The organism is Haemophilus sp. oral taxon 851 str. F0397, assembly GCF_000242295.1.
Classification (GTDB): Bacteria; Pseudomonadota; Gammaproteobacteria; order Enterobacterales; family Pasteurellaceae; genus Haemophilus.
In genome coordinates this window covers 35,709-60,586 of the sequence record NZ_JH591082.1, presented here as the reverse complement: position 1 = coordinate 60,586, position 24,878 = coordinate 35,709, and the positions used below count along the sequence as shown (strand labels likewise).

Sequence of the window (24,878 nt, the reverse complement as noted above, 5' to 3'; positions counted from 1 at the left end):
GTTCCTTTTGTTGATTATCGTAGAGGCTCATTCTTATAACCTCTGCGATATGTAAAAATTTAATAAAAAATGACCGTTCTTACGACATATAAAGTCGCGTATAAAGCACTTCGTGCTGCATGGAACGGATGTCATTTGAGAGAGTTGCGGCCCCCAGCCAATCAAGATTTGGTTCAAGACTTAACTCGACGGCTTGCAAGAGCGCACTACGCAAATCAAACAGAATATCTTGCCCATCCATTTGGCTGAGCGGAATGAGTTTCACGCCATTGGTAATGGTACCAACTGCCGCATTGTAGTAAAAGGCATAAAGAGTATCTGCTTTTGTTAGCCCCATTGCTTGGGCCACCATAGCAAACACTATGGGAAAATAGCCTTGCACTTCTTTATTTAAAATCGCTTGTTGAAATTGACTTAACATTGGGTGTTGTTCATAGCGGATAAAAATTTTCAACAATCGCACGCCGAGTTTAAAACTGCCTTCACGGCTTTCACGAGCAATTTTTGTTGCAGAAAGCGAATACTCTAACTCACACAATTTTTCAAAATCATTCTCAGCCATTGCATCAAATGCGAGGGAAAGATACGCCCCGTCATTACATATCCAGTTCTGTAATAACTGTGTTTGAACATATTCTTCAAGGCTTGCTTTAGTCGAAACAACACCTTGCTGCACAAAGGTTTCTAAACCATTGGAATGGTTAAAGCCACCAATAGGTAAAGTAGGATCGACTAAGTGAAGCAACGCACCTAAATCAGCAAGACTTCTATTTAATGTTGATGCCAATTGCCGTCTCCGTGATGATGGTAACCTTGTGAATGGCTATGAGAATGTCCATGTCCTTGCGCTGAATTGGCTCTTAAGGCTTGGCTCAAACGACGCTCTGCTTTTTGTGGGTTAAACCCTGCCGCCTCTAACCATTCAAACATAGGCTTATCGTAAGGCAACGTAACTTCATCGCCATCTAAAAAGAGCGGTGAATGTTTATTGCCAATTTCATAACAGGCTCTCGCCATTTCAGGTAAAGATTGCGGTGAAAGCACAATCACTTCAGAGGGCAATATTTCAATCGCAATGACCAACTCATTACTGATAAACACTACATCATCGTGTTTTAAACGTTGCCCTTCCTTTAACAAGCGAAAAGCCACTTCATGTCCCGTATTTGTGGTTTTACGAAGAATGTTGCGTTCGCTTTCATACCATTCCAATGCGACTCGCTCGATGGTTTGATTTGTAATTCTTCCCTCGGATTGAAGGCTAGTTAAATTGCCTAGAATGGTATCCATAATGGGGAGAATTGGGTTAATTATTTTCATATTGAGCTTCATTGTTTTAAAATTAATACAATCCTAGTTGAGCCATTGCTTGCTTAACAGCTATTGCATTATTTGTATTAGGGTAATTTTCTAATACATAATCAAATTGACCTTGTGCAGCTTGTTTATTTTTTGAATAATTGTAATAGTTAATCCAGGCTTGAACAGACCAATCAATTTGCCCTGTATATGCTAAGAGATCAGCTAAATTTCCCCAGGTAGCTCCTCTCTTAGGAGTAATTTTCAGAGATGCAGTAAAGTTAATTTGAGCGTTCTTCAGATCCTCAGACATATAATAAGCATATCCTAAATTACCTAGAATTTCTGAATCAGCTGGATTTAAGCTTTTAGCTTGTTCTAATTTTGAAATAGCTAATGCAAAATTATTATTTCTAATTAATGAGATAGCCTCTCTATTTAAACTTCTTGATTGAGCCTTAGAATTATTTGTAATCATACTTTTAGATTCTTTTAGCCCTCCATCACTAAATACTTTCTCTGCTTCCGAATAATTTAGTTGGTAATCAGATACATCTTTTAAGTCTTTTGCTGTAAGCCAATACATACGTTCAGGTGGAGTTTCTAACATAGCTAATCGAATATTATTAGGAATCCTCATTGATTTGTAATAAGCACTCATATCAATTGAAAGAGAACGTGCTAGATGGGTGTCATTCGATCCTGATGATATTCTGTGAACACCAATCTTACTATTAGGTTCCGACACTCTAGGTTGTCCAGCAATAAAAATATTAAAACAAGAACTTGCGCATTCTGAGTTACCTCTTACTACAGTTTGAATTCTGTGCCTCATAATATAATCAGCAATTTGATAACCAGATATTACACTCCCCCCACCACTATGTAGATCTATTATTTGAATAGGGTGACCAGATACTCTCCATGATTCAATAATATTGATAAACTGCTGACCATCATTCCCCTCAATATCTCCATAAATGCCCATTACAACCGTGCCATCTTGAAAAGCCTGAACTGGCATTTCAGCTGAAAAAGCCAACGGAGAAATCGTTAAAGAAAGAAATAGTTCTTTGAGCCAATTTTTCATATTTTCCCCAATATAAAATATTATTTTTACAGAGCTATAAGTGTCTCTCATTAGCAGATTAAGTAAAGGCTCATATTAGATATTAAATCTTTTGGTAAATTATCAATACTGAATACTTTTAGCTCATATTCTGAGAGTCATATAAATTAGTCAGGTGAATCTTCACACACTCAATAATAGAAAGTGTGTGAAGATTATATTAAAACATAAAATATCGCTGTCCCAATGGCACCTTATCCACTGGTTCACAGGTAATTAACTCTCCGTCCACTCGCACTTCATAACGTTCAGCATCAACAGTAATGTTTGGTGTTGCATCATTATGAACAAGATCTTTTTTGCTCACGCTGCGGCAGCCTTTTACGGCAATGGTTTCTTTGTGTAAACCGAATTTTGTACGAATATCAGCTTTTTCAGCGGCTTGTGAAACAAAGAATACCGCTGTTTGTACCGTTGCTAATCCTTGTGTGCCATACATTGGACGGTAGAATACAGGTTGCGGTGTTGGAATAGAGGCATTTGGATCGCCCATTTTTGCATAGCTAATAAAACCTTTTTTAATCACCACTTCTGGTTTTACCCCAAAGAACATCGGTTTCCATAATACGATATCTGCAATTTTGCCCACTTCTAACGAACCAATATGATCCGCAATTCCGTGTGCAATCGCTGGGTTAATAGTGTATTTCGCAATATAGCGTTTAATACGGAAGTTATCGTTTCCTTCATTACCTAGCTCACCATGTTGCATTTTCATTTTATCTGCAGTTTGCCATGTACGAATAACGACTTCGCCAATACGTCCCATTGCTTGAGAGTCAGAACTCATTATCGAGAAGACGCCCATATCATGCAAAATATCTTCTGCTGCAATAGTTTCAGGACGGATACGGCTATCAGCGAATGCCACGTCTTCTGGCACGCGTTTATCTAAGTGATGGCAAACCATCAACATATCCAAATGTTCATCAATGGTGTTTTTCGTAAACGGACGAGTCGGGTTGGTTGAAGCTGGCAATACGTTTGGATACATCGCCGCCTTAATGATATCTGGCGCATGACCGCCACCGGCACCCTCTGTGTGAAAGGTGTGAATCACACGTCCATCAATTGCTTTCATGGTATCTTCTAAGAAGCCACTTTCATTTAGCGTGTCGGTGTGAATTGCCACTTGAATATCCATTTCATCTGCCACTTTTAAAGCAGAATCAATTACTGCAGGCGTTGCGCCCCAGTCTTCGTGGATTTTTAAACCTAATGCACCCGCTTCAATTTGTTCGCGTAGCGGATCTAAAGTTGAGCAGTTTCCTTTACCGAAAAAGCCCACGTTGACAGGTAAAGCTTCTGCCGCTTGGAACATACGTTCCATATACCATGCACCTGGGGTACAAGTGGTTGCGTGTGTACCATCTGCCGGACCTGTCCCACCGCCAATTAAGGTGGTCACACCGCTTTCAATGGCATGTTGAGCTTGTTGCGGACAAATAAAGTGAATGTGAGTATCAATACCGCCAGCGGTCGCAATTAAATGTGCACCGTTATGCACTTCTGTGCTAACACCAATAATCATATTTGGCGTGACGTTATCCATCGTATCTGGGTTACCTGCTTGACCAATGCCCACAATACGACCATCTCGAATACCAATATCGGCTTTAATAATGCCTAATTTGGCATCAATAATCATCACGTTGGTAATCACAAAATCCAATACATTAGGATTATCGCGAGTTGCAGTACCACTTTGTGCCATACCATCGCGAACGCTTTTACCGCCACCAAATTTACACTCATCACCTTTAGTTAATAAATCTTGTTCAATGGTTGCCCATAAATTGGTATCGCCTAAACGGACTTTATCACCCACCGTAGGGCCATAAGTTGCTACATATTGCACTCTTGAAATTGTTAATGCCATTCTGCCCTACCTTATAATTTTCCATCAATTTTATTATGGAAACCGTAAATGATTTGGTTACCACCAAAAGCAACTAATTCCACTGATTTCACTTCACCTGGTTCAAAACGCACCGCATTGCCAGATGGCACATTTAAACGCATTCCGCGTGCTAAAGTGCGGTCAAATTTAAGGGCGTTATTGGTTTCAAAAAAATGGTAATGCGAACCGACTTGGATTGGACGGTCGCCTGAATTGGTTACTTCGATTGTGACGGTTTTTCTGCCAACATTAGCAATAATATCGCCTTCAGCTAATTGGTATTCGCCTGGGATCATAGTATTTAAATCCTTCTATTTTTTATCTAATCGGATTATGCACGGTAACAAGTTTTGTACCATCTGGGAAAGTTGCTTCAATCTGGACTTCATGAACCATTTCTGATACACCTTCCATGACATCATCAACGGTTAAAAGTGTTGAGCCATATTGCATCACTTCAGCCACGCTCATTCCGTCTCTTGCAGCCTCTTGTAAATGGCTCGCAATATAAGCAATGGTTTCTGGATAATTTAATTTAACGCCTCTCGCTTTACGTTTTGCAGCCAGTTCACCGGCCAAAAAGAGCATTAACTTTTCTTGTTCTCTTGATGTTAAGTGCATATTTTCATTCCTTCATTTATTTATCGCACAAAGAGCGGCGAATTTTACGTAAAAAATCCAAATAGGAAAAACATTTTGTCAGAATTTTTTTATGAATAGCCCTTGAAAGCGAAAAAATGTTCCTTATATAAAAACCGCACTTACAAATTCTTAAGAAGGAAATTAATCATGAATATTCGTCCTTTACACGATCGTGTAATTATTAAACGTGAAGAAGTCGAAACCCGTTCAGCTGGCGGTATCGTATTGACAGGTTCAGCAGCGACCAAATCAACCCGTGCGAAAGTATTAGCAGTGGGTAAAGGTCGTATTTTAGAAAATGGCACCGTTCAACCATTAGATGTGAAAGTTGGCGATACCGTAATTTTCAACGACGGTTACGGCGTGAAAAGCGAAAAAATCGATGGTGAAGAAGTATTAATCATTTCTGAAAACGATATCTTAGCAATTGTAGAATAATTAGATAAGGGAAAAGAAAATGGCAGCAAAAGACGTAAAATTTGGTAATGACGCACGCGTAAAAATGCTTAAAGGCGTGAATGTATTAGCCGATGCAGTAAAAGTAACCCTTGGCCCGAAAGGTCGTAATGTAATTTTAGATAAATCATTTGGCGCCCCAACTATCACTAAAGACGGTGTGTCTGTTGCTCGTGAAATCGAATTAGAAGATAAATTCGAAAACATGGGTGCACAAATGGTGAAAGAAGTGGCATCTAAAGCCAATGATGCTGCAGGCGACGGTACAACCACGGCAACTGTACTTGCGCAAGCTATCGTAAATGAAGGCTTGAAAGCAGTAGCGGCAGGCATGAATCCAATGGATTTAAAACGTGGTATCGATAAAGCAGTAAGTGCGGTTGTTTCTGAGCTTAAAAATTTATCTAAACCTTGTGAAACAGCAAAAGAAATTGAACAAGTCGGGACTATTTCTGCAAACTCTGACAACATTGTGGGTCAATTAATCTCACAAGCGATGGAAAAAGTGGGTAAAGAAGGCGTGATTACCGTTGAAGATGGTACGGGGCTTGAAGATGAATTAGATGTGGTTGAAGGGATGCAATTCGATCGTGGTTACCTTTCTCCATATTTCATCAACAAACCAGAAACTGCAACGGTTGAATTAGATAATCCATATCTTCTTCTTGTTGATAAAAAAATCTCTAACATCCGTGAATTACTTCCAGTGTTAGAAGGTGTTGCGAAAGCAGGTAAACCGTTATTAATCATCGCTGAAGATGTGGAAGGCGAAGCACTTGCAACCTTAGTGGTGAACACTATGCGCGGTATCGTAAAAGTTGCAGCAGTGAAAGCGCCAGGTTTTGGTGATCGTCGTAAAGCGATGTTACAAGATATTGCGATCTTAACTGCAGGTACTGTGATTTCTGAAGAAATCGGTATGGAATTAGAAAAAGCGACACTTGAAGATCTTGGTCAAGCAAAACGTGTTGTTATCAATAAAGATAACACAACCATTATTGATGGTATTGGTGATGAAGCTCAAATCAAAGGTCGCGTTGCTCAAATTCGTCAACAAATTGAAGAATCAACTTCTGACTACGATAAAGAAAAACTTCAAGAGCGCGTGGCTAAATTAGCTGGCGGTGTGGCAGTAATCAAAGTCGGTGCAGCAACTGAAGTTGAAATGAAAGAGAAAAAAGATCGTGTGGATGATGCGTTACACGCAACTCGTGCCGCGGTTGAAGAAGGTATCGTTGCGGGTGGTGGTGTTGCATTAGTTCGCGCAGCAGCGAAAGTAGCAGCAAGCCTAAAAGGTGACAACGAAGAACAAAATGTGGGTATCAAACTTGCATTACGTGCGATGGAAGCACCTTTACGTCAAATCGTCACTAACGCAGGTGAAGAAGCATCTGTTGTGGCAAGTGCGGTTAAAAATGGCGAAGGAAACTTTGGTTATAACGCGGGTACTGAACAGTACGGCGATATGATCGAAATGGGTATCTTAGATCCAACGAAAGTAACTCGTTCTGCATTACAATTCGCAGCATCTGTAGCAGGCTTAATGATTACCACTGAATGTATGGTAACCGAGCTTCCAAAAGATGAAAAAGCTGACCTAGGCGCAGGCATGGGCGGTATGGGTGGCATGGGCGGAATGATGTAATTCGCTCATCATCAGGTAAAAAGTGCGGTCGTTTTTCCACAAGGAAAAGCGATCGCTTTTTTATTTACAAAGGTTTACACTAATTTCAAATTTACTCAGGACATCTATTATGCTCATTTCTCATTCTGACCTTAACCAACAACTTAAATCTGCTGGAATCGGCTTTAATGCAACAGAACTACACGGTTTTTTAAGTGGTTTACTTTGTGGTGGCTTAAAAGATCAAAGTTGGCTACTGCTCTTATATCAATTCAGCAATGATAATCACGCTTACCCAACAGCATTAGTTCAACCCGTTACAGAACTTTATGAACAAATTAGTCAAACCTTATCAGATGTTGAAGGATTTACCTTTGAACTTGGTTTAACCGAAGATGAAAATGTCTTTGCACAAGCGGATAGCTTATCTGACTGGGCAAACCAATTCTTACTTGGTCTTGGCTTAGCTCAACCTGAATTAGCAAAAGAAAAAGGCGAAATTGGCGAAGCAGTAGATGATTTACAAGATATTTGCCAACTTGGTTATGATGAAGACGATAACGAAGAAGAACTAGCGGAAGCACTAGAAGAAATCATTGAATATGTCCGCACCATTGCTATGTTGTTCTATTCTCATTTCAACGAAGGAGAAATTGAGAGCAAACCTGTATTACATTAAGGAGATCTCGAATGGAATTGGCTTATATGGCTGAATTGCCTAAAGAAGAATTTGGGGAACGCCGCACACGAGTATTCACTCAAATACAACCTAATTCAGCATTATTGCTTTTTTCTGAAATCGAAAAACGCCGTAATAATGATTGTACCTATCCTTTCCGTCAAGATAGCTATTTTTGGTATTTAACAGGCTTTAATGAACCGAATGCTGCGCTGTTATTACTAAAAACAGAACAAGCAGAAAAAGCCATTATTTTTCTTCGTCCACGTGATCCCTTACTTGAAACCTGGAATGGTCGCCGATTAGGTGTTGAGCATGCACCACAACAACTTAATGTAAATGAAGCCTATTCTATTGAAGAGTTCGCTATCGTACTGCCAAAAATACTGAAAAATTTGACCGCACTTTACTATGTGCCAGAAATTCATACTTGGGGTGATAAATTAGTGGCAGAAAGTGCGGTGAATTTTAACGAGATTTTAGATTGGCGACCAATGCTCAGCGAAATGCGCCTTATAAAATCGCCTAATGAAATCCGATTAATGCAACAAGCGGGACAAATTACGGCACTTGGGCATATTAAAGCGATGCAAACGACACGCCCAAATCGCTTTGAATATGAAATTGAAAGCGATATTTTGCATGAATTTAATCGCCATTGCGCAAGATTTCCTTCTTACAATTCTATTGTTGCAGGAGGAAATAACGCCTGTATTTTGCACTATACAGAAAATGATCGCCCATTAAATGATGGGGATTTAGTGCTTATTGACGCCGGCTGTGAGTTTGCCATGTATGCAGGCGATATTACCCGCACTTTTCCTGTAAATGGAAAATTTAGCCAGCCTCAACGTGAAATTTACGAGTTAGTTTTAAAAGCACAAAAACGTGCGATTGAATTACTTGTACCTGGCAATTCCATTAAGCAAGCCAATGATGAAGTTATTCGTATTAAAACCCAAGGATTAGTGGATTTAGGTATCTTGAAAGGAGATGTCGATACACTCATTGAACAACAAGCTTATCGACAATTTTATATGCATGGATTAGGGCACTGGCTAGGTTTAGATGTTCATGATGTAGGTAGCTATGGCCAAGATAAGCAACGGATACTCGAAATCGGTATGGTGATTACCGTTGAACCTGGTATTTATATTTCAGAAGATGCTGATGTGTCCGAGCAATACAAAGGCATTGGCGTGCGCATTGAGGACAATTTGCTCATGACTGAATATGGTAATAAAATCCTAACCGCAGCTGCCCCTAAAGAAATTGCAGACATTGAAAATTTAATGAATTTTTAATAAAAATGTTTAAATTGTGATCTAGTACACAGTTTTTCATTGCTCAAAATGTTAGCATTAGAGCCAGTTAAAAGCCGAACCAATCAGTTAAGGAGTCGATTATGTACAAACACGTTTTAGTGGCAGTAGATCTTTCTGAAGAGAGTCCAGTTTTACTTAAAAAAGCGGTTGGGGTTGCAAAACGCCACGAAGCAAAACTTTCTATCATCCACGTTGATGTGAACTTCTCGGATCTTTACACTGGATTGATTGATGTGAATATGTCTTCAATGCAGGACAGAATTTCCACGGAAACACAAAAAGCCCTATTAGATTTAGCTGAAAGTGCCGACTATCCAATTTCAGAAAAATTGAGTGGCAGTGGTGATTTAGGACAAGTTCTAAGTGATGCCATCGAACAATATGATGTAGATTTATTAGTGACGGGACATCACCAAGACTTTTGGAGTAAGTTAATGTCTTCAACACGTCAAGTGATGAATACGATTAAAATTGATATGTTGGTTGTTCCGCTTATAGATGAATAATTAACAAGAAATTGTTTTTTGAATAATCTGAAATAACTTAAATTTTAACCGCACTTCTCAAATAGCGTCGTGAAGTGCGGTTTTATTTTGGGGTTTTGGCAAAAAGCCTTTTTATAAATTTCAAAAATATGCAAAAATAGTACGGTTTAGTTTTTATTTTTATTATGGGTAACAAGGATTCTTTTTAATGAAAACAACAGCAGAAATAAGACAATCATTCCTTGATTTTTTCCATAGCAAAGGCCACCAAGTAGTTGAGAGTAGCTCACTTGTGCCGGAAAATGATCCGACTTTGCTTTTCACGAATGCTGGGATGAACCAATTTAAGGATGTATTCCTTGGAATGGATAAACGCCCTTATTCTAGAGCCACCACCGCGCAACGTTGCGTACGTGCTGGTGGTAAACACAACGACTTAGAAAATGTTGGTTATACCGCGCGTCATCATACTTTCTTTGAAATGCTTGGTAACTTCAGTTTTGGTGATTACTTTAAACACGATGCCATTAATTTTGCTTGGGAATATTTAACTTCTCCACAATGGCTTGGTTTACCTAAAGAAAAACTATGGGTAACCGTGTATGAAACTGATGACGAAGCCTACAACATCTGGAATAAAGAAGTCGGTGTTCCCGCTGAACGCATTATTCGCATTGGTGACAATAAAGGCGCACCTTACGCATCAGACAACTTCTGGGCAATGGGCGATACAGGTCCTTGTGGTCCTTGTACTGAAATTTTCTACGATCACGGTGATCATATTTGGGGCGGTCCTCCAGGCTCACCAGAAGAAGATGGCGACCGTTATATTGAAATCTGGAACGTTGTGTTCATGCAATTCAACCGTTTAGCCGATGGCACAATGGAAAAATTACCACGACCATCAGTTGACACAGGTATGGGATTAGAGCGTATTTCTGCTGTATTGCAACATGTGAACTCAAACTACGAGATTGATATTTTCAAAACATTAATCGCAAAAACGGCTGAAGTTGTAGGTACAAAAGATTTAAGTAATAAATCATTGCGTGTTATTGCTGACCATATTCGTTCCTGTGCATATTTAATCGCAGATGGCGTTATTCCATCAAACGAAGGCCGTGGTTATGTGTTACGTCGTATTATTCGCCGCGCAGTTCGTCACGGTCACTTATTAGGTGCCAAAGAAGCCTTTTTCTATAAACTCGTACCAACTCTAATTGAAGTCATGGCAGAGGCGGGCAAAGACCTAAAAGCAAAACAAGCAAATGTTGAAAAATTATTACGTTTAGAAGAAGAACAATTTGCTCGCACTCTAGAACGTGGGTTGAGCTTATTAGATGAAGCCCTAGCTCAAGTGAAAGATGGCGTTCTTTCAGGTGAAGTTGCATTCAAACTTTATGATACTTATGGTTTCCCATTGGATTTAACGGCTGATGTATGTCGTGAGCGCAATATCACTATTGATGAACAAGCGTTTGACCGTGAAATGGAAGCACAACGTACCCGTGCTCAAGCTGCGAGCCAGTTTGGTGTGGACTACAACAGCATTATTCGCGTAGATGGTGAAACTCAGTTTGAAGGCTATACTGAAGTCGAATCTCAAGCAAAAATCACCTCACTTTTCTATGATGGTAAGTCAGTAGAAAGTATCGAAGCGGGTCAAAGTGCGGTCGTTATTTTAGAAAATACGCCGTTTTATGCAGAATCAGGTGGTCAGATTGGCGATAGCGGATATTTAAGCGCACAAGGCGTGACTTTTAATGTTAAAGATACCCAAAAATATGGGCAAGTATTTGGACACATTGGAGAATTAACGCAAGGAAGTTTGAAAGTTGGGCAATCAGTGAATGCTATTGTGGATGCTGAACGTCGCCACAACACATCACTCAACCACTCAGCAACCCACTTATTGCACGCAGCCTTACGTCAAGTTTTAGGTCAACATGTTGTACAAAAAGGCTCACTTGTTTCAGATAAAGCCTTGCGTTTTGACTTTGCTCAACCAGAAGCAATTACAAAAGAACAGTTAACTCAAATTGAAACATTAGTAAACCAAAAAATCCGTGCTAACTTCCCTGTTCAAACGGATATTATGGACATTGATTCAGCAAAAGCTAAAGGGGCAATGGCACTCTTTGGCGAGAAATATGGTGATAATGTTCGCGTATTAACCATGGGCGATTTCTCAATTGAGCTTTGTGGTGGTATTCACGCAAAACGCACTGGGGATATTGGTCTATTTAAAATTATTACTGAAAGCGCGGTGGCTGCAGGCGTTCGTCGTATTGAAGCTGTAACTGGTGAAAATGCAATTGAGTGGTTACATAATCAACAACGTATTCTGACCCAAAGCGCAGACTTATTCAAATCAGACGTAAATACCTTAGTAGAAAAAATCCAACAACTTCAAGACAAAGCGAAGAAAGTGGAAAAAGAATTGCAAGGTCTAAAAGAGAAAGCCGCAATGCAGGCTGGTTCTGATTTTGTAAAAAGTGCGGTGAAAATCAATGGTGTTTCTGTTATCGCACAACAATTAGACGGCATAGAAACAAAATCATTACGTGTGATGGTCGATGATTTAAAAAATCAGCTCGGCTCAGGCGTAATCGCATTCGCATCGATCTTAGATGAAAAAGTCAACCTTGTCGTTGGTGTAACAAACGATTTAACTACCAAAGTAAAAGCTGGAGAACTCGTTAATTTAATGGCTCAACAGGTCGGGGGTAAAGGCGGTGGTCGTCCGGATATGGCAATGGCAGGAGGCTCCCAACCAGAAAGTGTAGCACAAGCAGTTAAAGTGGCGCAGGACTGGTTAAACGAAAATCTGTAGTACAAGCCGGTTGGTGGGATGCCAACCTTCCTTGATTGATAGGGATATCTAATAAATGCAAACTAAGGAGATAAAAGATGTTAATCTTAACTCGTAAAGTTGGCGAAAGTGTACTTATTGGAAATGATATTTCTATCACGATTTTGAGTGTACGTGGAAACCAAGTTAAACTCGGTGTAGAAGCGCCTAAAGAAGTATCCGTTCACCGAGAAGAAATTTACCAACGAATTAAACAGATGAAAGATGAACAATTAGACAGTTCATCATAATCGTAAATAATGGATTTTATATTATGAAAGCAATTATTCCTGTAGCCGGTCTTGGTACACGTATGTTGCCTGCCACGAAGGCAATTCCGAAGGAAATGCTTACTTTGGTTGATAAGCCATTGATTCAATACGTGGTAAATGAATGTGTTGCAGCTGGCATGAAAGAAATTGTGCTTGTCACGCATTCATCAAAAAATGCTATCGAAAACCATTTTGATACCTCTTTTGAACTAGAAACAATGCTAGAAAAACGTGTTAAGCGTCAACTTCTAGAAGAAGTGCGTTCTATCTGTCCAAAAGATGTAACTATCATGCATGTTCGCCAAGGTAATGCAAAAGGACTTGGACACGCTGTGCTGTGCGGTCGCCCACTTGTAGGCAATGAATCATTTGCTGTTGTATTACCTGACGTATTGTTAGCTGATTTCAGTGCAGACCAGAAAAAAGAAAATCTTTCTGCAATGATTAAACGCTTTAATGAAACTGGTGCAAGCCAAATTATGGTAACGCCTGTTCCACAAGAAAATGTGAGTAGCTATGGTGTTGCAGATTGTGGTGGTGCAGATCTTAATGGCGGTGAAAGTGCAAAAATTAATAGCATTGTTGAAAAACCCTCTATTGAAGATGCGCCATCAAACCTTGCTGTAGTGGGTCGTTACGTTTTCTCAGCCGCAATTTGGGACTTGTTGGAAAAGACGCCAATCGGTGTTGGTGATGAAATCCAATTAACCGATGCGATTGATATGCTCATTGAAAAAGAAACTGTTGAAGCATTCCATATGACAGGTGAAACATTCGACTGTGGTGATAAAATTGGCTATATGGAAGCTTTTGTAGAATACGGTATTCGTCACGAAAAATTAGGTAAAGAATTCAAAACCTTTATCAAAAATTTAGCAAAAACACTGTAAATAGCACTAATACAGAGAAAATGGACAAAATGAAAGATTTTGTCCATTTTTGTTTTATTATTAATATAGAACATTGCTTTATGCATAAATATGCATAATAATAGAATAATTAATTAAAATAAAAAGGAAAGATTATGGCACTTTGGGGTGGGCGTTTTACGCAGGCGGCGGATAAACGTTTTAAAGATTTTAATGACTCGTTACGTTTTGATTATCGTTTGGCAGAACAGGATATTCAAGGCTCGATTGGTTGGTCCAAAGCCTTGGTGAAAGTGAATGTATTAACTACCGAAGAACAGCATCAACTTGAACAAGCACTAAATGAGTTACTTATTGAAGTGCGGTCAAATCCGCAAGCAATTTTACAAGATGATGCAGAAGATATTCATAGTTGGGTTGAAAGTAAGCTAATCGATAAAGTTGGTAACCTTGGTAAAAAATTACATACTGGCCGTAGCCGTAACGATCAAGTGGCAGTAGATATAAAACTATGGTGCAAACAACGTGTGGTTGAGTTACAAGAATCAGTACGCAATTTGCAACGCCATTTAGTTCAAACCGCAGAAAATACACAACAAGCGGTAATGCCTGGCTATACCCATTTACAACGAGCTCAACCAATAACGTTTGCCCATTGGTGTATGGCATATGTGGAAATGTTCGACCGAGATTATTCACGTTTAACAGATGCGTATAATCGTATGAATACCTGCCCACTTGGTAGTGGTGCGCTGGCTGGTACGGCTTATGCTGTAGATCGTGATTCACTGGCGCACGATCTTGGTTTTGCTTTCGCTACTAGAAATAGCTTAGATAGCGTCTCTGATCGCGATCATATCGTAGAGTTACTTTCCATCGCATCCCTCAGTATGGCGCATCTTTCTCGCTTTGCTGAAGATATGATTATCTTTAACAGCGGAGAGGCAAATTTCGTGGAGCTATCCGATCGCGTGACTTCTGGCTCATCATTAATGCCACAAAAGAAAAATCCTGATGCATGTGAGTTAATTCGAGGCAAAGCAGGCAGAGTGATTGGCTCATTAACAGGCATATTAATCACCTTAAAAGGCTTGCCACTTGCGTATAATAAAGATATGCAAGAAGACAAAGAGGGCATTTTCGATGCCTTAGATACTTGGCAAAACTGTGTAGATATGGCAACGTTCGTATTAGATGAATTGAAAGTAAATGTTGAACGTACTCGAGAAGCAGCGTTAAAAGGCTATTCAAACGCAACTGAATTAGCGGATTATTTAGTCTCTAAGGGCGTACCTTTCCGAGATTCCCATCATATCGTGGGTGAAACGGTTGTTTATGCAATCGCGAAAGGCAAAGGATTAGAAGATCTTACTATCCCTGAATTCCGCCAATTTAGTGAAGTAGTAGGAGATGATGTTTACGAGATTCTTTCTCTCCAATCTTGCTTAGACAAACGTTGTGCAAAAGGTGGTGTATCGCCATTGCGTGTTGCTGAAGCTATTGCAGAAGCCAAAACAAGATTTGCTTAATCATATTTTAACGCGCATATCACAATTGGATTTCACAAGACTCCCTTGCAATCCACTGAATAGCCCCAATTATGAGTATCAACACTTAAATAAAATGATAAAAACAAAAAGTGCGGGAAAAACTACCGCACTTTTTATTTCAATTAGGAATGATCAATGACCAATCAACAAGACTATACTCAAGACAATGACAAGCTTTACCGTTATCTTTTCCAAAATCGTGCGGTTCGTGGGGAATGGGTTCGCTTAAATAAAACATTTACTGATACATTAAATACCCATCACTATCCTAAAGCAGTACAGGATTTATTGGGTGAAATGATGGTGGCGACTAATTTGCTCACTGCCACACTAAAATTTGACGGCAATATCACCGTACAAATTCAAGGCGATGGTCCATTACGCTTAGCATTAGTAAATGGCAATGATCAACAACAAATCCGTGCCCTTGCTCGAGTGGATGGGAACATCACTGAAAATATGAGCCTACATAATATGATTGGTAAAGGCGTATTGGTCATTACTATTGCACCAAAAGAAGGTGAACGCTATCAAGGTGTAATTAGCTTGGATAAACCGACGATTACAGAATGCTTAGAAGATTATTTTGTACGTTCAGAACAGCTTCAAACTCAATTAATTATTCGTACTGGAGAATATGAAGGAAAGCCGGTGGCAGCAGGTATGTTATTACAAATTATGCCTGATGGTTCTGGTACACCAGAAGATTTTGAGCATTTAACTACGCTCGCAGCAACAGTAAAAGACGAAGAATTATTTGGCCTCCCAGCAGAAGAGTTACTCTATCGTTTATATCATGAAGAAACCGTCAATCTTTATCCAGCACAAGATGTACAATTTTTCTGTGGCTGCTCTGCAGAGCGTTCTGGTTCTGCATTACTTCTCATCTCCGATGAAGAAATTGATGAAATACTAGCCGAACATAAAGGCAGCATTGATATGCAATGTGAGTGCTGTGGTACACACTACTTCTTTAATAAAGAAACGATTGAAAAATTAAAATCAACAAAACTTTAAAAACAATCCCGACGCCATGTCGGGATTTTTGATCTACATCATCAATACACCTAAAAATAGGTAATGAAGAGCTATAATTTTTCAAAAATGAGATCTAGTTAACATTTTTTTGCATTGACATTCTTTAGAATAGGCAACAGTTAAATTTTAATCTTAAATATTAGAGGTGACTTATGACAGACTTAAACAAAGTAGTAAAAGAACTTGAAGCTCTAGGCATTTATGACGTAAAAGAAGTTGTCTATAATCCAAGCTACGAGCAATTATTCGAAGAAGAAACCAATCCAGGTTTAGAAGGCTTTGAAAAAGGTACTTTAACTACGACTGGTGCAGTAGCTGTAGATACTGGTATCTTCACTGGCCGTTCACCAAAAGATAAATATATCGTGTTAGATGAAAAAACCAAAGATACTGTTTGGTGGACATCTGAAGCAGCGAAAAATGACAACAAACCAATGAACCAAGCTACATGGCAAAGCTTAAAAGACTTGGTAACTAACCAACTCTCTCGTAAACGCTTATTTGTAGTTGATGGTTTCTGTGGCGCTAGTGAACACGACCGTATTGCAGTACGTATTGTAACTGAAGTTGCATGGCAAGCGCATTTTGTGAAAAACATGTTTATTCGCCCAACTGAAGAACAACTCAAAAATTTTGAACCAGATTTCGTTGTAATGAACGGTTCTAAAGTAACCAATCCAAACTGGAAAGAACAAGGTTTAAATTCAGAAAACTTCGTTGCCTTCAACTTAACTGAGCGTATTCAATTAATCGGTGGTACTTGGTACGGTGGTGAAATGAAAAAAGGTATGTTCTCAATGATGAACTACTTCCTACCACTTAAAGGTGTAGGTGCAATGCACTGCTCAGCTAACGTTGGTAAAGATGGCGATGTAGCAATCTTCTTCGGCTTATCTGGTACAGGTAAAACAACCCTTTCAACCGATCCAAAACGTGAATTAATCGGTGACGATGAACACGGTTGGGATGATGTTGGTATCTTTAACTTTGAAGGTGGTTGCTATGCAAAAACCATTCACCTTTCAGAAGAAAATGAACCGGATATTTACCGCGCTATCCGTCGCGACGCATTATTAGAAAACGTAGTTGTTCGTGCAGATGGTTCTGTTGATTTTGACGACGGTTCAAAAACAGAAAATACTCGCGTGTCTTACCCAATTTATCACATCGATAACATTGTAAAACCAGTTTCTCGTGCTGGTCACGCAACTAAAGTTATTTTCTTAACTGCAGATGCATTTGGCGTATTACCACCAGTATCTAAATTGACACCAGAACAAACTAAATACTACTTCTTATCAGGTTTCACTGCAAAATTAGCAGGTACTGAACGTGGTATTACTGAACCGACTCCAACTTTCTCAGCATGTTTCGGTGCAGCGTTCTTAACCCTTCACCCAACTCAATATGCTGAAGTGTTAGTAAAACGTATGCAAGCAGCAGGTGCTGAAGCTTACTTAGTGAATACTGGTTGGAATGGTACAGGCAAACGTATCTCAATCAAAGATACTCGCGGAATCATTGATGCAATCTTAGATGGCTCAATTGAAAAAGCTGAAATGGGCGAATTGCCAATCTTCAACTTAGCAATTCCTAAAGCATTACCAGGTGTAGATTCTGCAATCTTAGATCCTCGTGATACTTACGCAGATAAAGCACAATGGCAATCAAAAGCTGAAGACTTAGCTGGTCGCTTTGTGAAAAACTTTGTTAAATATGCAACTAACGAAGAAGGCAAAGCTTTAATTGTAGCTGGTCCTAAAGCTTAATTAAAAATACTAAAAATATTAACCGCACTTTGGGTAACTGAAGTGCGGTCATTTTTTATCTGTTTTCAAGCTGATAAATGTATTCAAAAATTTACAAAAATCCAGTAAAATCACCGCGTTTTAACTTTCGTCAATTAAAAGGACAATGCAATGCTTAACCAAATTAAAAAAGATGCTCAAGATCGTATGGAAAAAAGCCTTGAAGCATTAAAAGGCCATATTTCGAAAATCCGTACCGGTCGCGCACAACCGAGTTTACTTGATGCAATTCAAGTTGAATATTATGGTGCAGCGACTCCACTTCGCCAATTAGCAAACGTAGTAGCAGAAGATGCGCGTACTTTAGCTGTAACTGTTTTTGATCGTTCTTTAATCTCTGCGGTAGAAAAAGCAATTTTAACCTCAGATTTAGGTTTAAACCCATCTTCAGCGGGTACCACAATCCGTGTTCCACTTCCGCCATTAACAGAAGAACGCCGTCGCGATTTAATCAAAATTGTAAAAGGTGAGGGTGAACAAGGTAAAGTTGCGGTTCGTAACGTGCGTCGTGATGCGAATGATAAAATCAAAGCATTATTAAAAGACAAAGAAATTAGCGAAAACGAACAACATAAAGCAGAAGAAGAAATCCAAAAAATCACAGATATTTACATTAAAAAAGTAGATGAAGTATTAGCGGATAAAGAAAAAGAATTAATGGATTTCTAATCATAAAAAATGCGAAAGGCAGACAGTTTTGTCTGCCTTTATTTTATTAGGTATGCGAATTTAGACGTACCAATGAAAATATAATCAACAAAAGTGCGGTAAAGATTCTATGCAAAAACAAAACATTGTCATTCTTGGTTCAACGGGATCAATCGGTAAGAGCACCCTTTCTGTTATCGAAAATAATCCTCAGAAATATCATGCATTTGCACTCGTCGGCGGAAAAAATGTAGAAGCAATGTTTGAACAATGCATTAAATTCCAACCGTACTTTGCGGCTCTTGATGATGTAAATGCGGCTAAAATTTTACGTGAGAAATTAATTGCGCATCATATTCCAACGGAAGTATTAGCAGGACAACAAGCTATTTGTGAACTTGCAGCACATCCAGATGCAGATCAGATAATGGCATCTATTGTTGGTGCCGCAGGATTGCTACCGACTCTTTCAGCGGTTAAAGAAGGTAAACGGGTATTACTGGCAAATAAAGAATCATTGGTAACCTGCGGACAGCTTTTTATTGATGCCGTAAAAAACTATGGTGCGAAGCTTTTACCAGTAGATAGTGAACATAATGCTATTTTTCAATCGTTACCGCCAGAAGCACAAGAAAAAATCGGTTTTTGCCCACTTTCTGAATTAGGTGTAAGTAAAATTATACTCACCGGTTCTGGCGGGCCATTTCGTTACACACCACTCGAACAGTTTGCTAGTATCACACCAGAACAAGCAGTTGCGCACCCTAATTGGTCTATGGGTAAAAAAATCTCTGTCGATTCAGCTACAATGATGAATAAGGGCTTGGAATACATTGAGGCTCGCTGGCTTTTCAATGCAAGTGCGGAAGAAATGGAAGTCATTATTCATCCACAATCGATTATTCATTCTATGGTGCGTTATGTTGATGGCTCAGTCATTGCTCAAATGGGAAATCCAGATATGCGTACACCAATTGCAGAAACTATGGCATATCCTCACCGCACTTTTGCTGGAGTAGAGACACTTAATTTCTTTAAAATCAAAGAACTGACTTTTATTGAACCTGATTTTAATCGCTATCCGAATTTAAAACTGGCTATTGATGCATTTGCTGCGGGTCAATATGCGACAACAGCAATGAATGCAGCTAATGAAATTGCCGTACAAGCATTTTTAGATCGTCAAATTAGTTTTATGGATATTGCAAAAATTAATTCGAAAACAATTGAGAAAATTTCGCCTTATACCATTCAAAATATTGATGATGTACTCGAAATTGATGCGCAAGCAAGAGAGATTGCGAAAACGCTAATTGAGGAATAGACCTAGAATAACTAGGTCTAGTTTATTCGATTTAATGGAATACAAACTCCAAAATACACATATAAGCTGCAATACAAAATAAAATAATCGCCAATAATTTTCTTGTTAAAGCTGGATTCATTAATCCACGCAATTTCATTGAGAAGAAACTCATTCCAAATGACCCCAAAGTAACGACACCAACTACAAGAAAATTTACATATCCTAATTGACCACTTAGACTGACATCATAAGGGAAGACTCTTGTGAGATAGCCATATAAATTACCAATACCACCAATAATCATCATGTAATTCGTATAAACGGCAATTTGTTGTGTTTTTACCCCTTTTAATTGGCCAACAAGCGGGGCAAGGATAGAGCCGCCTCCAATACCTGTAATACCCGCAATTAAGCCTCCTCCGCAGCAACTAATACTACCTTTAGCTCGTTCTATAGGAGACATATTAAACACTTCTATTTGTGTTCTCGATCTGTTTAAAAATGTTTTAATCGCTAGTGCACTCAAACTTACTGTAAAAATTAAACTAATTATCGCTGTAGAAAAATAAAAACTTAATTCAAAACCAATTTGCACGCCAATAACCATTGCTATAGACCATAAAATCATATTGATATGATCAATTTTAATTTTTTGCTTATGGAAAAATAATAAGTTAATCAATGCGGTACACATCACAATGGTGAGTGATGTAGCTGAAATAACTTGAATCGGCAATTCGGGAAATAATGTACGTAAAATTGGCACCATCAATACCCCACCGCCAATACCAAAAATAGCAGAAACCATATTGGTACAAATACCGCAAATCAGTAAGATAAAAATTGTACTAATTGCCATTGCTACTCCTATCAAGAAAATCAGCTTAATAATGTATTCTAATTGTGGCGTAAGGAGATGAGCATATCTTATGATCAGCATCATATACACTTAAAAATATTCTGTTATGATGAAAAAAATAGAAAGGATATGATGTATGAACGCATTTCAATTAATGGCAAAACCTACTGGCTCAATTTGTAATTTAGATTGCCAGTATTGCTTTTACTTGGAAAAACCTCATTTAAATCAACGAGCCATGAGTGATGAGGTATTAGAAGCCCATATCAAATCTTACATAGAAACAGCCCCTCAACAGCAAGTAACTTTCCTTTGGCAAGGCGGCGAGCCAACCATGGCAGGCCTTGATTTCTATAAAAGAGCGGTCGATTTTCAGCATAAATATGCTAATGGGAAACAAATTAAAAATTCGCTACAAACCAATGGTGTATTACTTAATGCCGATTGGTGCCGTTTTCTGCATGATCATAATTTTCTTGTGGGGCTTTCTATAGATGGCCCAGAACACTTACATGATGCCTATCGTTTAACTAAAAATGGCAAAGGCACATTTCAACAAGTAATAGATGCACTAGATTTACTACATAACTATCAAGTGTCTTTTAATACTCTCACTGTAGTGCATAACCTAAATGTCCTATATGGCAAAGAAATCTATCATTTTCTAAAACGAATTGGATCGCCATATATGCAATTTATTCCACTAATGGGAGATTATAAGCAACAAGCCTCAGCAAAGGATTATGGGCAGTTTCTAATTAATATTTTTGATGAATGGTACGCTAATGATGTAGGAAAAATTGGGATTCAGTTTATTGAACAATGGTTTATGGCCTATCTTGGATTACAACCTGATTTATGTATTTTTCGTGAAACGTGCGGTGATCAATTAGTTATTGAACAAAATGGCGATATTTATAGTTGCGATCATTATGTTTACCCTGAGTACAAGTTAGGAAACCTCATAGAAACACCACTAGTAACATTAATTGATAACATAAAACAAAAACATTTCGGTTCAGCGAAATCCTTTCTTTCCGAACGATGCAAAAGCTGTAAATTTCGTTTTGCCTGTCATGGAGGTTGCCCAAAACATCGAACGGTTCAAGGATTTGAAAAACCACATAATCAACTATGTGAAGCCTATTATGCAGCGCTCTCTCATATGGAACCCTATTTGAAAGAATTTGTAAAATGCTTTGGTAAAGCAAAATAACATTATTCATTTAAAATAAAAATTTTGTTACCAAGTTAACACTTTTAAAACTTGCTTATAGCAGATAAAAACAGAAATTTGTATAGTAATCTAAAGTTGTTTATGTAATAAAAGGATATTTATGTCAAGCTCATCACCTTATTTACCTCAAAATTTACACCAATGCATTATTTCTGAAAGTAAAACACTAGGGAAAAACAGCTTAATTTATACTCAAGGTGAAAAACCTAAAGAATTTTATTTTTTAAGACGGGGGCTCGTTGGGCTTTATCATAGCTTAGAAAATGGTAAAGAAACCTTGATTCGACTTTATCATGCTAACGAATATTTTGGGTTTAGAACAATCTTTAGTGAAACAACTTATCATTGTAGTGCAAAGGTATTACTAGAAGCAGATATTATTCGTATATTTCCTGGAAATCACACTACTTTTATCGCAAATAATCCTGATTTTTCCCGCTATCTTATGAAACAACTTTCGAATGAATTATATGACGCAGAACACCGAATAAGTAGTACAGCCTATAAACGAAGCTACGAGCGTATAATTGATGCAATTGAAAATCTAACTGAAAGTTATCCCGATTATCCTTGGACCTACCGAGAAGTAGCTGAATTTTGTGGATGCGAAACAGAAACTGCTATTCGTATTAGTCAAGAATTAAAGAAACAAGGAATTCTAGACAAAAATACAAGACATTTAAGAATCTGCTCTTAAATTTAATATTATGGTTTTGAACTATCTATCTAAATAATATTTCAGTAAATAAATTGCTTTTTACTTACATATAAAATAAAAAAGCTCACTATAAAGTGAGCTTTTCCTTTGAATTGATTTTTATTCCTCAGTAGCCGCTTCAGCAACTTCTGGGCGATCAACTAACTCAATGTATGCCATTGGTGCATTATCGCCTGCACGGAAACCACATTTCAAAATGCGAGTGTAACCACCTGCACGTTGAGCAAAACGTGGACCTAATTCATTGAATAATTTTGCAACAGTTTCAACGTTGCGAGTACGAGCGAATGCTAAACGACGGTTTGCAACGCTATCTACTTTTGCTAATGTAATTAACGGTTCAACTACACGGCGTAATTCTTTAGCTTTAGGCAAAGTAGTCTTAATGATTTCATGACTAACTAAAGCACTTGCTAAGTTACGAAACATCGCTTGGCGATGGCTGCTATTACGGTTTAGTTGACGACCACTCTTACGATGGCGCATGATCTTATCCTTCTCAGAAAAATCTTAACCTATGACCAAACTAGTCTTCAGCAATACTTGCTGGTGGCCAATTTTCAAGGCGCATACCAAGTGACAAGCCACGTGAAGCGAGCACATCCTTAATTTCAGTAAGAGATTTCTTACCAAGATTAGGTGTTTTTAATAATTCAACTTCTGTACGTTGTACTAAATCACCGATATAATGAATTGTTTCTGCTTTCAAACAGTTAGCAGAACGAACTGTCAACTCTAAATCATCTACAGGACGTAATAAAATCGGATCAAATTCCGGTTTTTCTTCCTTAATTTCAGGTTGACGAACATCACGCAAATCAACGAATGCATCGAGTTGCTCTGCTAAGATTGTTGCAGCACGACGAATTGCTTCTTCAGGCTCAAGCGTACCATTAGTTTCTAACTCAATAACAAGTTTATCTAGATCAGTACGTTGTTCAACACGAGCTGCTTCAACATTATATGCAATGCGATCAACTGGGCTGTAACAAGCGTCAACAAGTAAGCGGCCAATTGGACGCTCCTCTGCTTGACTATGAGTGCGAGCTGAAGCTGGAACATATCCTCTACCACGCTGAACTCGAATACGCATACTGATTGATGCATTTTCGTCAGTTAAGTGACAGATTACATGATTCGGATTCACAATTTCAACATCACCATCATGGGTGATATCCGCTGCAACAACAGGGCCAATTCCAGATTTATTTAGTGTCAGAATAACATCATCTTTATTCTGTACTTTAACCGCTAGACCTTTAAGGTTTAAAAGAACTTCAAGAATATCTTCTTGAACACCTTCCTTACTACTATATTCGTGCAATACGCCATCAATTTCCACTTCAGTTACAGCACAACCTGGCATTGAAGACAGAAGGATACGACGTAATGCATTACCTAGAGTATGGCCAAAACCACGCTCTAACGGCTCTAAGATCACTTTAGCATGAGTTGAACTAATTTGTTCAATATCTACTAAACGTGGTTTTAAAAATTCTGTAACAGAACCCTGCATTTTATCCTCTCTTTGCTTTTAAGCTTAACTATTATTTAGAGTAAAGCTCAACGATCAGATGTTCGTTAATATCTGCTGATAAATCAGAACGTTCAGGAACACGTTTGAACACACCTTCCATTTTTGCAGAATCAACTTCTAACCATGTTGGTTTTTCTCTTTGTTCTGCTAATTCTAATGATGCTTTAATACGTGCTTGTTTTTTAGATTTCTCACGAACAGCAACAACATCATTTACAGAAACTTGGAAAGATGGAATGTTAACAACACGACCATTTACAACAATCGCTTTATGGCTCACTAATTGGCGAGCTTCTGCACGAGTTGCAGCAAATCCCATGCGATAAACAACGTTATCCAATCTACCTTCTAATAACACTAATAAATTTTCACCAGTGTTACCCTTTAAACGGTTTGCTTCTTTATAGTAGTTACGGAATTGACGTTCTAAAATACCATAGATACGACGAACTTTTTGTTTTTCACGTAATTGACTACCATAGTCAGACAAACGCGGTTTACGAGCACCATGTTGACCAGGTGCTGTATCAATTTTACATTTTGAATCAATCGCACGCACGCCTGATTTAAGAAATAAATCAGTACCTTCACGACGGCTGAGCTTGAGTTTTGGACCCAAATATCTTGCCATTTTCTTTCTCCAACT

The 24,878-nt window shown here is 38.5% G+C and carries 25 protein-coding genes; 15 read left to right on the top strand and 10 right to left on the bottom strand.

From position 1 onward, the window contains the following. Positions 1-79: 79 nt before the first annotated feature. The 6 genes from HMPREF9096_RS01500 to ureA form a co-directional block, all read right to left on the bottom strand. A complete protein-coding gene (locus tag HMPREF9096_RS01500; RefSeq protein WP_009500792.1) occupies positions 80-787 on the bottom strand; it encodes an urease accessory protein UreF in 708 nt (235 codons plus the stop codon). Beyond that, a complete protein-coding gene (gene ureE, locus HMPREF9096_RS01505; RefSeq protein WP_032803568.1) occupies positions 772-1,320 on the bottom strand; it encodes an urease accessory protein UreE in 549 nt (182 codons plus the stop codon). Before ureE ends, HMPREF9096_RS01500 begins: the two co-directional genes overlap by 16 nt. A 22-nt stretch (positions 1,321-1,342) precedes the next feature. Continuing rightward, entirely contained in the window at positions 1,343-2,389 is a 1,047-nt protein-coding gene (locus HMPREF9096_RS01510) for an ATP-dependent Clp protease proteolytic subunit (protein WP_156791783.1), read from the bottom strand. A gap of 199 nt (positions 2,390-2,588) precedes the next feature. Further along, complete coding sequence (ureC, locus tag HMPREF9096_RS01515) at positions 2,589-4,307, bottom strand: urease subunit alpha (protein ID WP_009500789.1); 1,719 nt, start codon at positions 4,305-4,307, stop codon at positions 2,589-2,591. Positions 4,308-4,318: 11 nt separating this feature from the next. After that, entirely contained in the window at positions 4,319-4,624 is a 306-nt protein-coding gene (gene ureB, locus HMPREF9096_RS01520; RefSeq protein WP_009500788.1) for an urease subunit beta, read from the bottom strand. A 22-nt stretch (positions 4,625-4,646) separates the two neighbouring features. Continuing rightward, positions 4,647-4,949, bottom strand: a complete 303-nt coding sequence (gene ureA, locus HMPREF9096_RS01525) for an urease subunit gamma (RefSeq protein WP_009500786.1) — start codon at positions 4,947-4,949, stop codon at positions 4,647-4,649. Between the two features lie 168 nt (positions 4,950-5,117). Between ureA and HMPREF9096_RS01530 the strand changes: the two genes are divergently transcribed. From HMPREF9096_RS01530 to ispC, 13 genes are all read left to right on the top strand, one after another. Then, a complete protein-coding gene (locus HMPREF9096_RS01530; protein ID WP_005629492.1) occupies positions 5,118-5,408 on the top strand; it encodes a co-chaperone GroES in 291 nt (96 codons plus the stop codon). Between the two features lie 19 nt (positions 5,409-5,427). Further along, complete coding sequence (gene groL, locus HMPREF9096_RS01535; protein WP_009500782.1) at positions 5,428-7,071, top strand: chaperonin GroEL; 1,644 nt, start codon at positions 5,428-5,430, stop codon at positions 7,069-7,071. Between the two features lie 109 nt (positions 7,072-7,180). After that, positions 7,181-7,729, top strand: coding sequence for a YecA family protein (locus tag HMPREF9096_RS01540; protein WP_009500781.1), 549 nt, complete (start codon positions 7,181-7,183; stop codon positions 7,727-7,729). 11 nt (positions 7,730-7,740) lie between these two features. Continuing rightward, positions 7,741-9,033 (top strand): Xaa-Pro aminopeptidase, encoded by a 1,293-nt coding sequence (gene pepP / locus HMPREF9096_RS01545; protein ID WP_009500780.1) that lies wholly within the window; start codon positions 7,741-7,743, stop codon positions 9,031-9,033. Positions 9,034-9,134: 101 nt separating this feature from the next. Further along, the gene (uspA, locus tag HMPREF9096_RS01550; RefSeq protein ID WP_009500779.1) at positions 9,135-9,560 is read left to right on the top strand and encodes a universal stress protein UspA; all 426 of its coding nucleotides are present in this window, start codon (positions 9,135-9,137) and stop codon (positions 9,558-9,560) included. A 187-nt stretch (positions 9,561-9,747) separates the two neighbouring features. Beyond that, positions 9,748-12,372, top strand: a complete 2,625-nt coding sequence (gene alaS, locus HMPREF9096_RS01555; RefSeq protein WP_009500778.1) for an alanine--tRNA ligase — start codon at positions 9,748-9,750, stop codon at positions 12,370-12,372. Between the two features lie 77 nt (positions 12,373-12,449). Continuing rightward, positions 12,450-12,641: a carbon storage regulator CsrA gene (gene csrA, locus HMPREF9096_RS01560; protein WP_005625841.1), complete on the top strand. Its 192-nt coding sequence runs from the start codon at positions 12,450-12,452 to the stop codon at positions 12,639-12,641. 23 nt (positions 12,642-12,664) lie between these two features. Next, positions 12,665-13,552 (top strand): UTP--glucose-1-phosphate uridylyltransferase GalU, encoded by an 888-nt coding sequence (gene galU / locus HMPREF9096_RS01565; RefSeq protein ID WP_009500777.1) that lies wholly within the window; start codon positions 12,665-12,667, stop codon positions 13,550-13,552. 134 nt (positions 13,553-13,686) lie between these two features. Further along, a complete protein-coding gene (gene argH, locus HMPREF9096_RS01570) occupies positions 13,687-15,060 on the top strand; it encodes an argininosuccinate lyase (protein ID WP_009500776.1) in 1,374 nt (457 codons plus the stop codon). A 156-nt stretch (positions 15,061-15,216) separates the two neighbouring features. Then, on the top strand, positions 15,217-16,098 hold the full coding sequence (gene hslO / locus HMPREF9096_RS01575; protein ID WP_009500774.1) for an Hsp33 family molecular chaperone HslO: 882 nt from the start codon (positions 15,217-15,219) through the stop codon (positions 16,096-16,098). A gap of 173 nt (positions 16,099-16,271) precedes the next feature. Next, positions 16,272-17,888 (top strand): phosphoenolpyruvate carboxykinase (ATP), encoded by a 1,617-nt coding sequence (gene pckA, locus HMPREF9096_RS01580; RefSeq protein WP_009500773.1) that lies wholly within the window; start codon positions 16,272-16,274, stop codon positions 17,886-17,888. A 150-nt stretch (positions 17,889-18,038) separates the two neighbouring features. Then, positions 18,039-18,596 carry a ribosome recycling factor gene (frr, locus tag HMPREF9096_RS01585; RefSeq protein WP_005632773.1) on the top strand — a complete coding sequence of 186 codons (558 nt, stop codon included), beginning with the start codon at positions 18,039-18,041 and terminating at the stop codon, positions 18,594-18,596. A gap of 109 nt (positions 18,597-18,705) precedes the next feature. Continuing rightward, positions 18,706-19,899: a 1-deoxy-D-xylulose-5-phosphate reductoisomerase gene (gene ispC / locus HMPREF9096_RS01590; RefSeq protein WP_009500772.1), complete on the top strand. Its 1,194-nt coding sequence runs from the start codon at positions 18,706-18,708 to the stop codon at positions 19,897-19,899. Positions 19,900-19,930: 31 nt separating this feature from the next. Here the strand turns inward: ispC and HMPREF9096_RS01595 are convergent, their stop codons facing one another. Continuing rightward, complete coding sequence (locus HMPREF9096_RS01595) at positions 19,931-20,740, bottom strand: sulfite exporter TauE/SafE family protein (protein WP_032803567.1); 810 nt, start codon at positions 20,738-20,740, stop codon at positions 19,931-19,933. Between the two features lie 136 nt (positions 20,741-20,876). Between HMPREF9096_RS01595 and HMPREF9096_RS01600 the strand changes: the two genes are divergently transcribed. After that, a complete protein-coding gene (locus tag HMPREF9096_RS01600) occupies positions 20,877-21,956 on the top strand; it encodes an anaerobic sulfatase maturase (RefSeq protein WP_009500770.1) in 1,080 nt (359 codons plus the stop codon). A gap of 121 nt (positions 21,957-22,077) precedes the next feature. Next, positions 22,078-22,674, top strand: a complete 597-nt coding sequence (locus tag HMPREF9096_RS01605; RefSeq protein ID WP_009500769.1) for a Crp/Fnr family transcriptional regulator — start codon at positions 22,078-22,080, stop codon at positions 22,672-22,674. 120 nt (positions 22,675-22,794) lie between these two features. Here HMPREF9096_RS01605 and rplQ read toward each other — a convergent pair whose 3' ends face one another. From rplQ to rpsD, 3 genes are read right to left on the bottom strand one after another with little or no spacing between them, the layout of a single operon-like run. Continuing rightward, positions 22,795-23,181 carry a 50S ribosomal protein L17 gene (gene rplQ / locus HMPREF9096_RS01610; RefSeq protein WP_005635737.1) on the bottom strand — a complete coding sequence of 129 codons (387 nt, stop codon included), beginning with the start codon at positions 23,179-23,181 and terminating at the stop codon, positions 22,795-22,797. 40 nt (positions 23,182-23,221) lie between these two features. Beyond that, the gene (gene rpoA / locus HMPREF9096_RS01615; protein WP_005625865.1) at positions 23,222-24,211 is read right to left on the bottom strand and encodes a DNA-directed RNA polymerase subunit alpha; all 990 of its coding nucleotides are present in this window, start codon (positions 24,209-24,211) and stop codon (positions 23,222-23,224) included. Positions 24,212-24,242: 31 nt separating this feature from the next. Then, entirely contained in the window at positions 24,243-24,863 is a 621-nt protein-coding gene (gene rpsD / locus HMPREF9096_RS01620; RefSeq protein ID WP_005625866.1) for a 30S ribosomal protein S4, read from the bottom strand. Between the last annotated feature and the right edge of the window lie 15 nt (positions 24,864-24,878).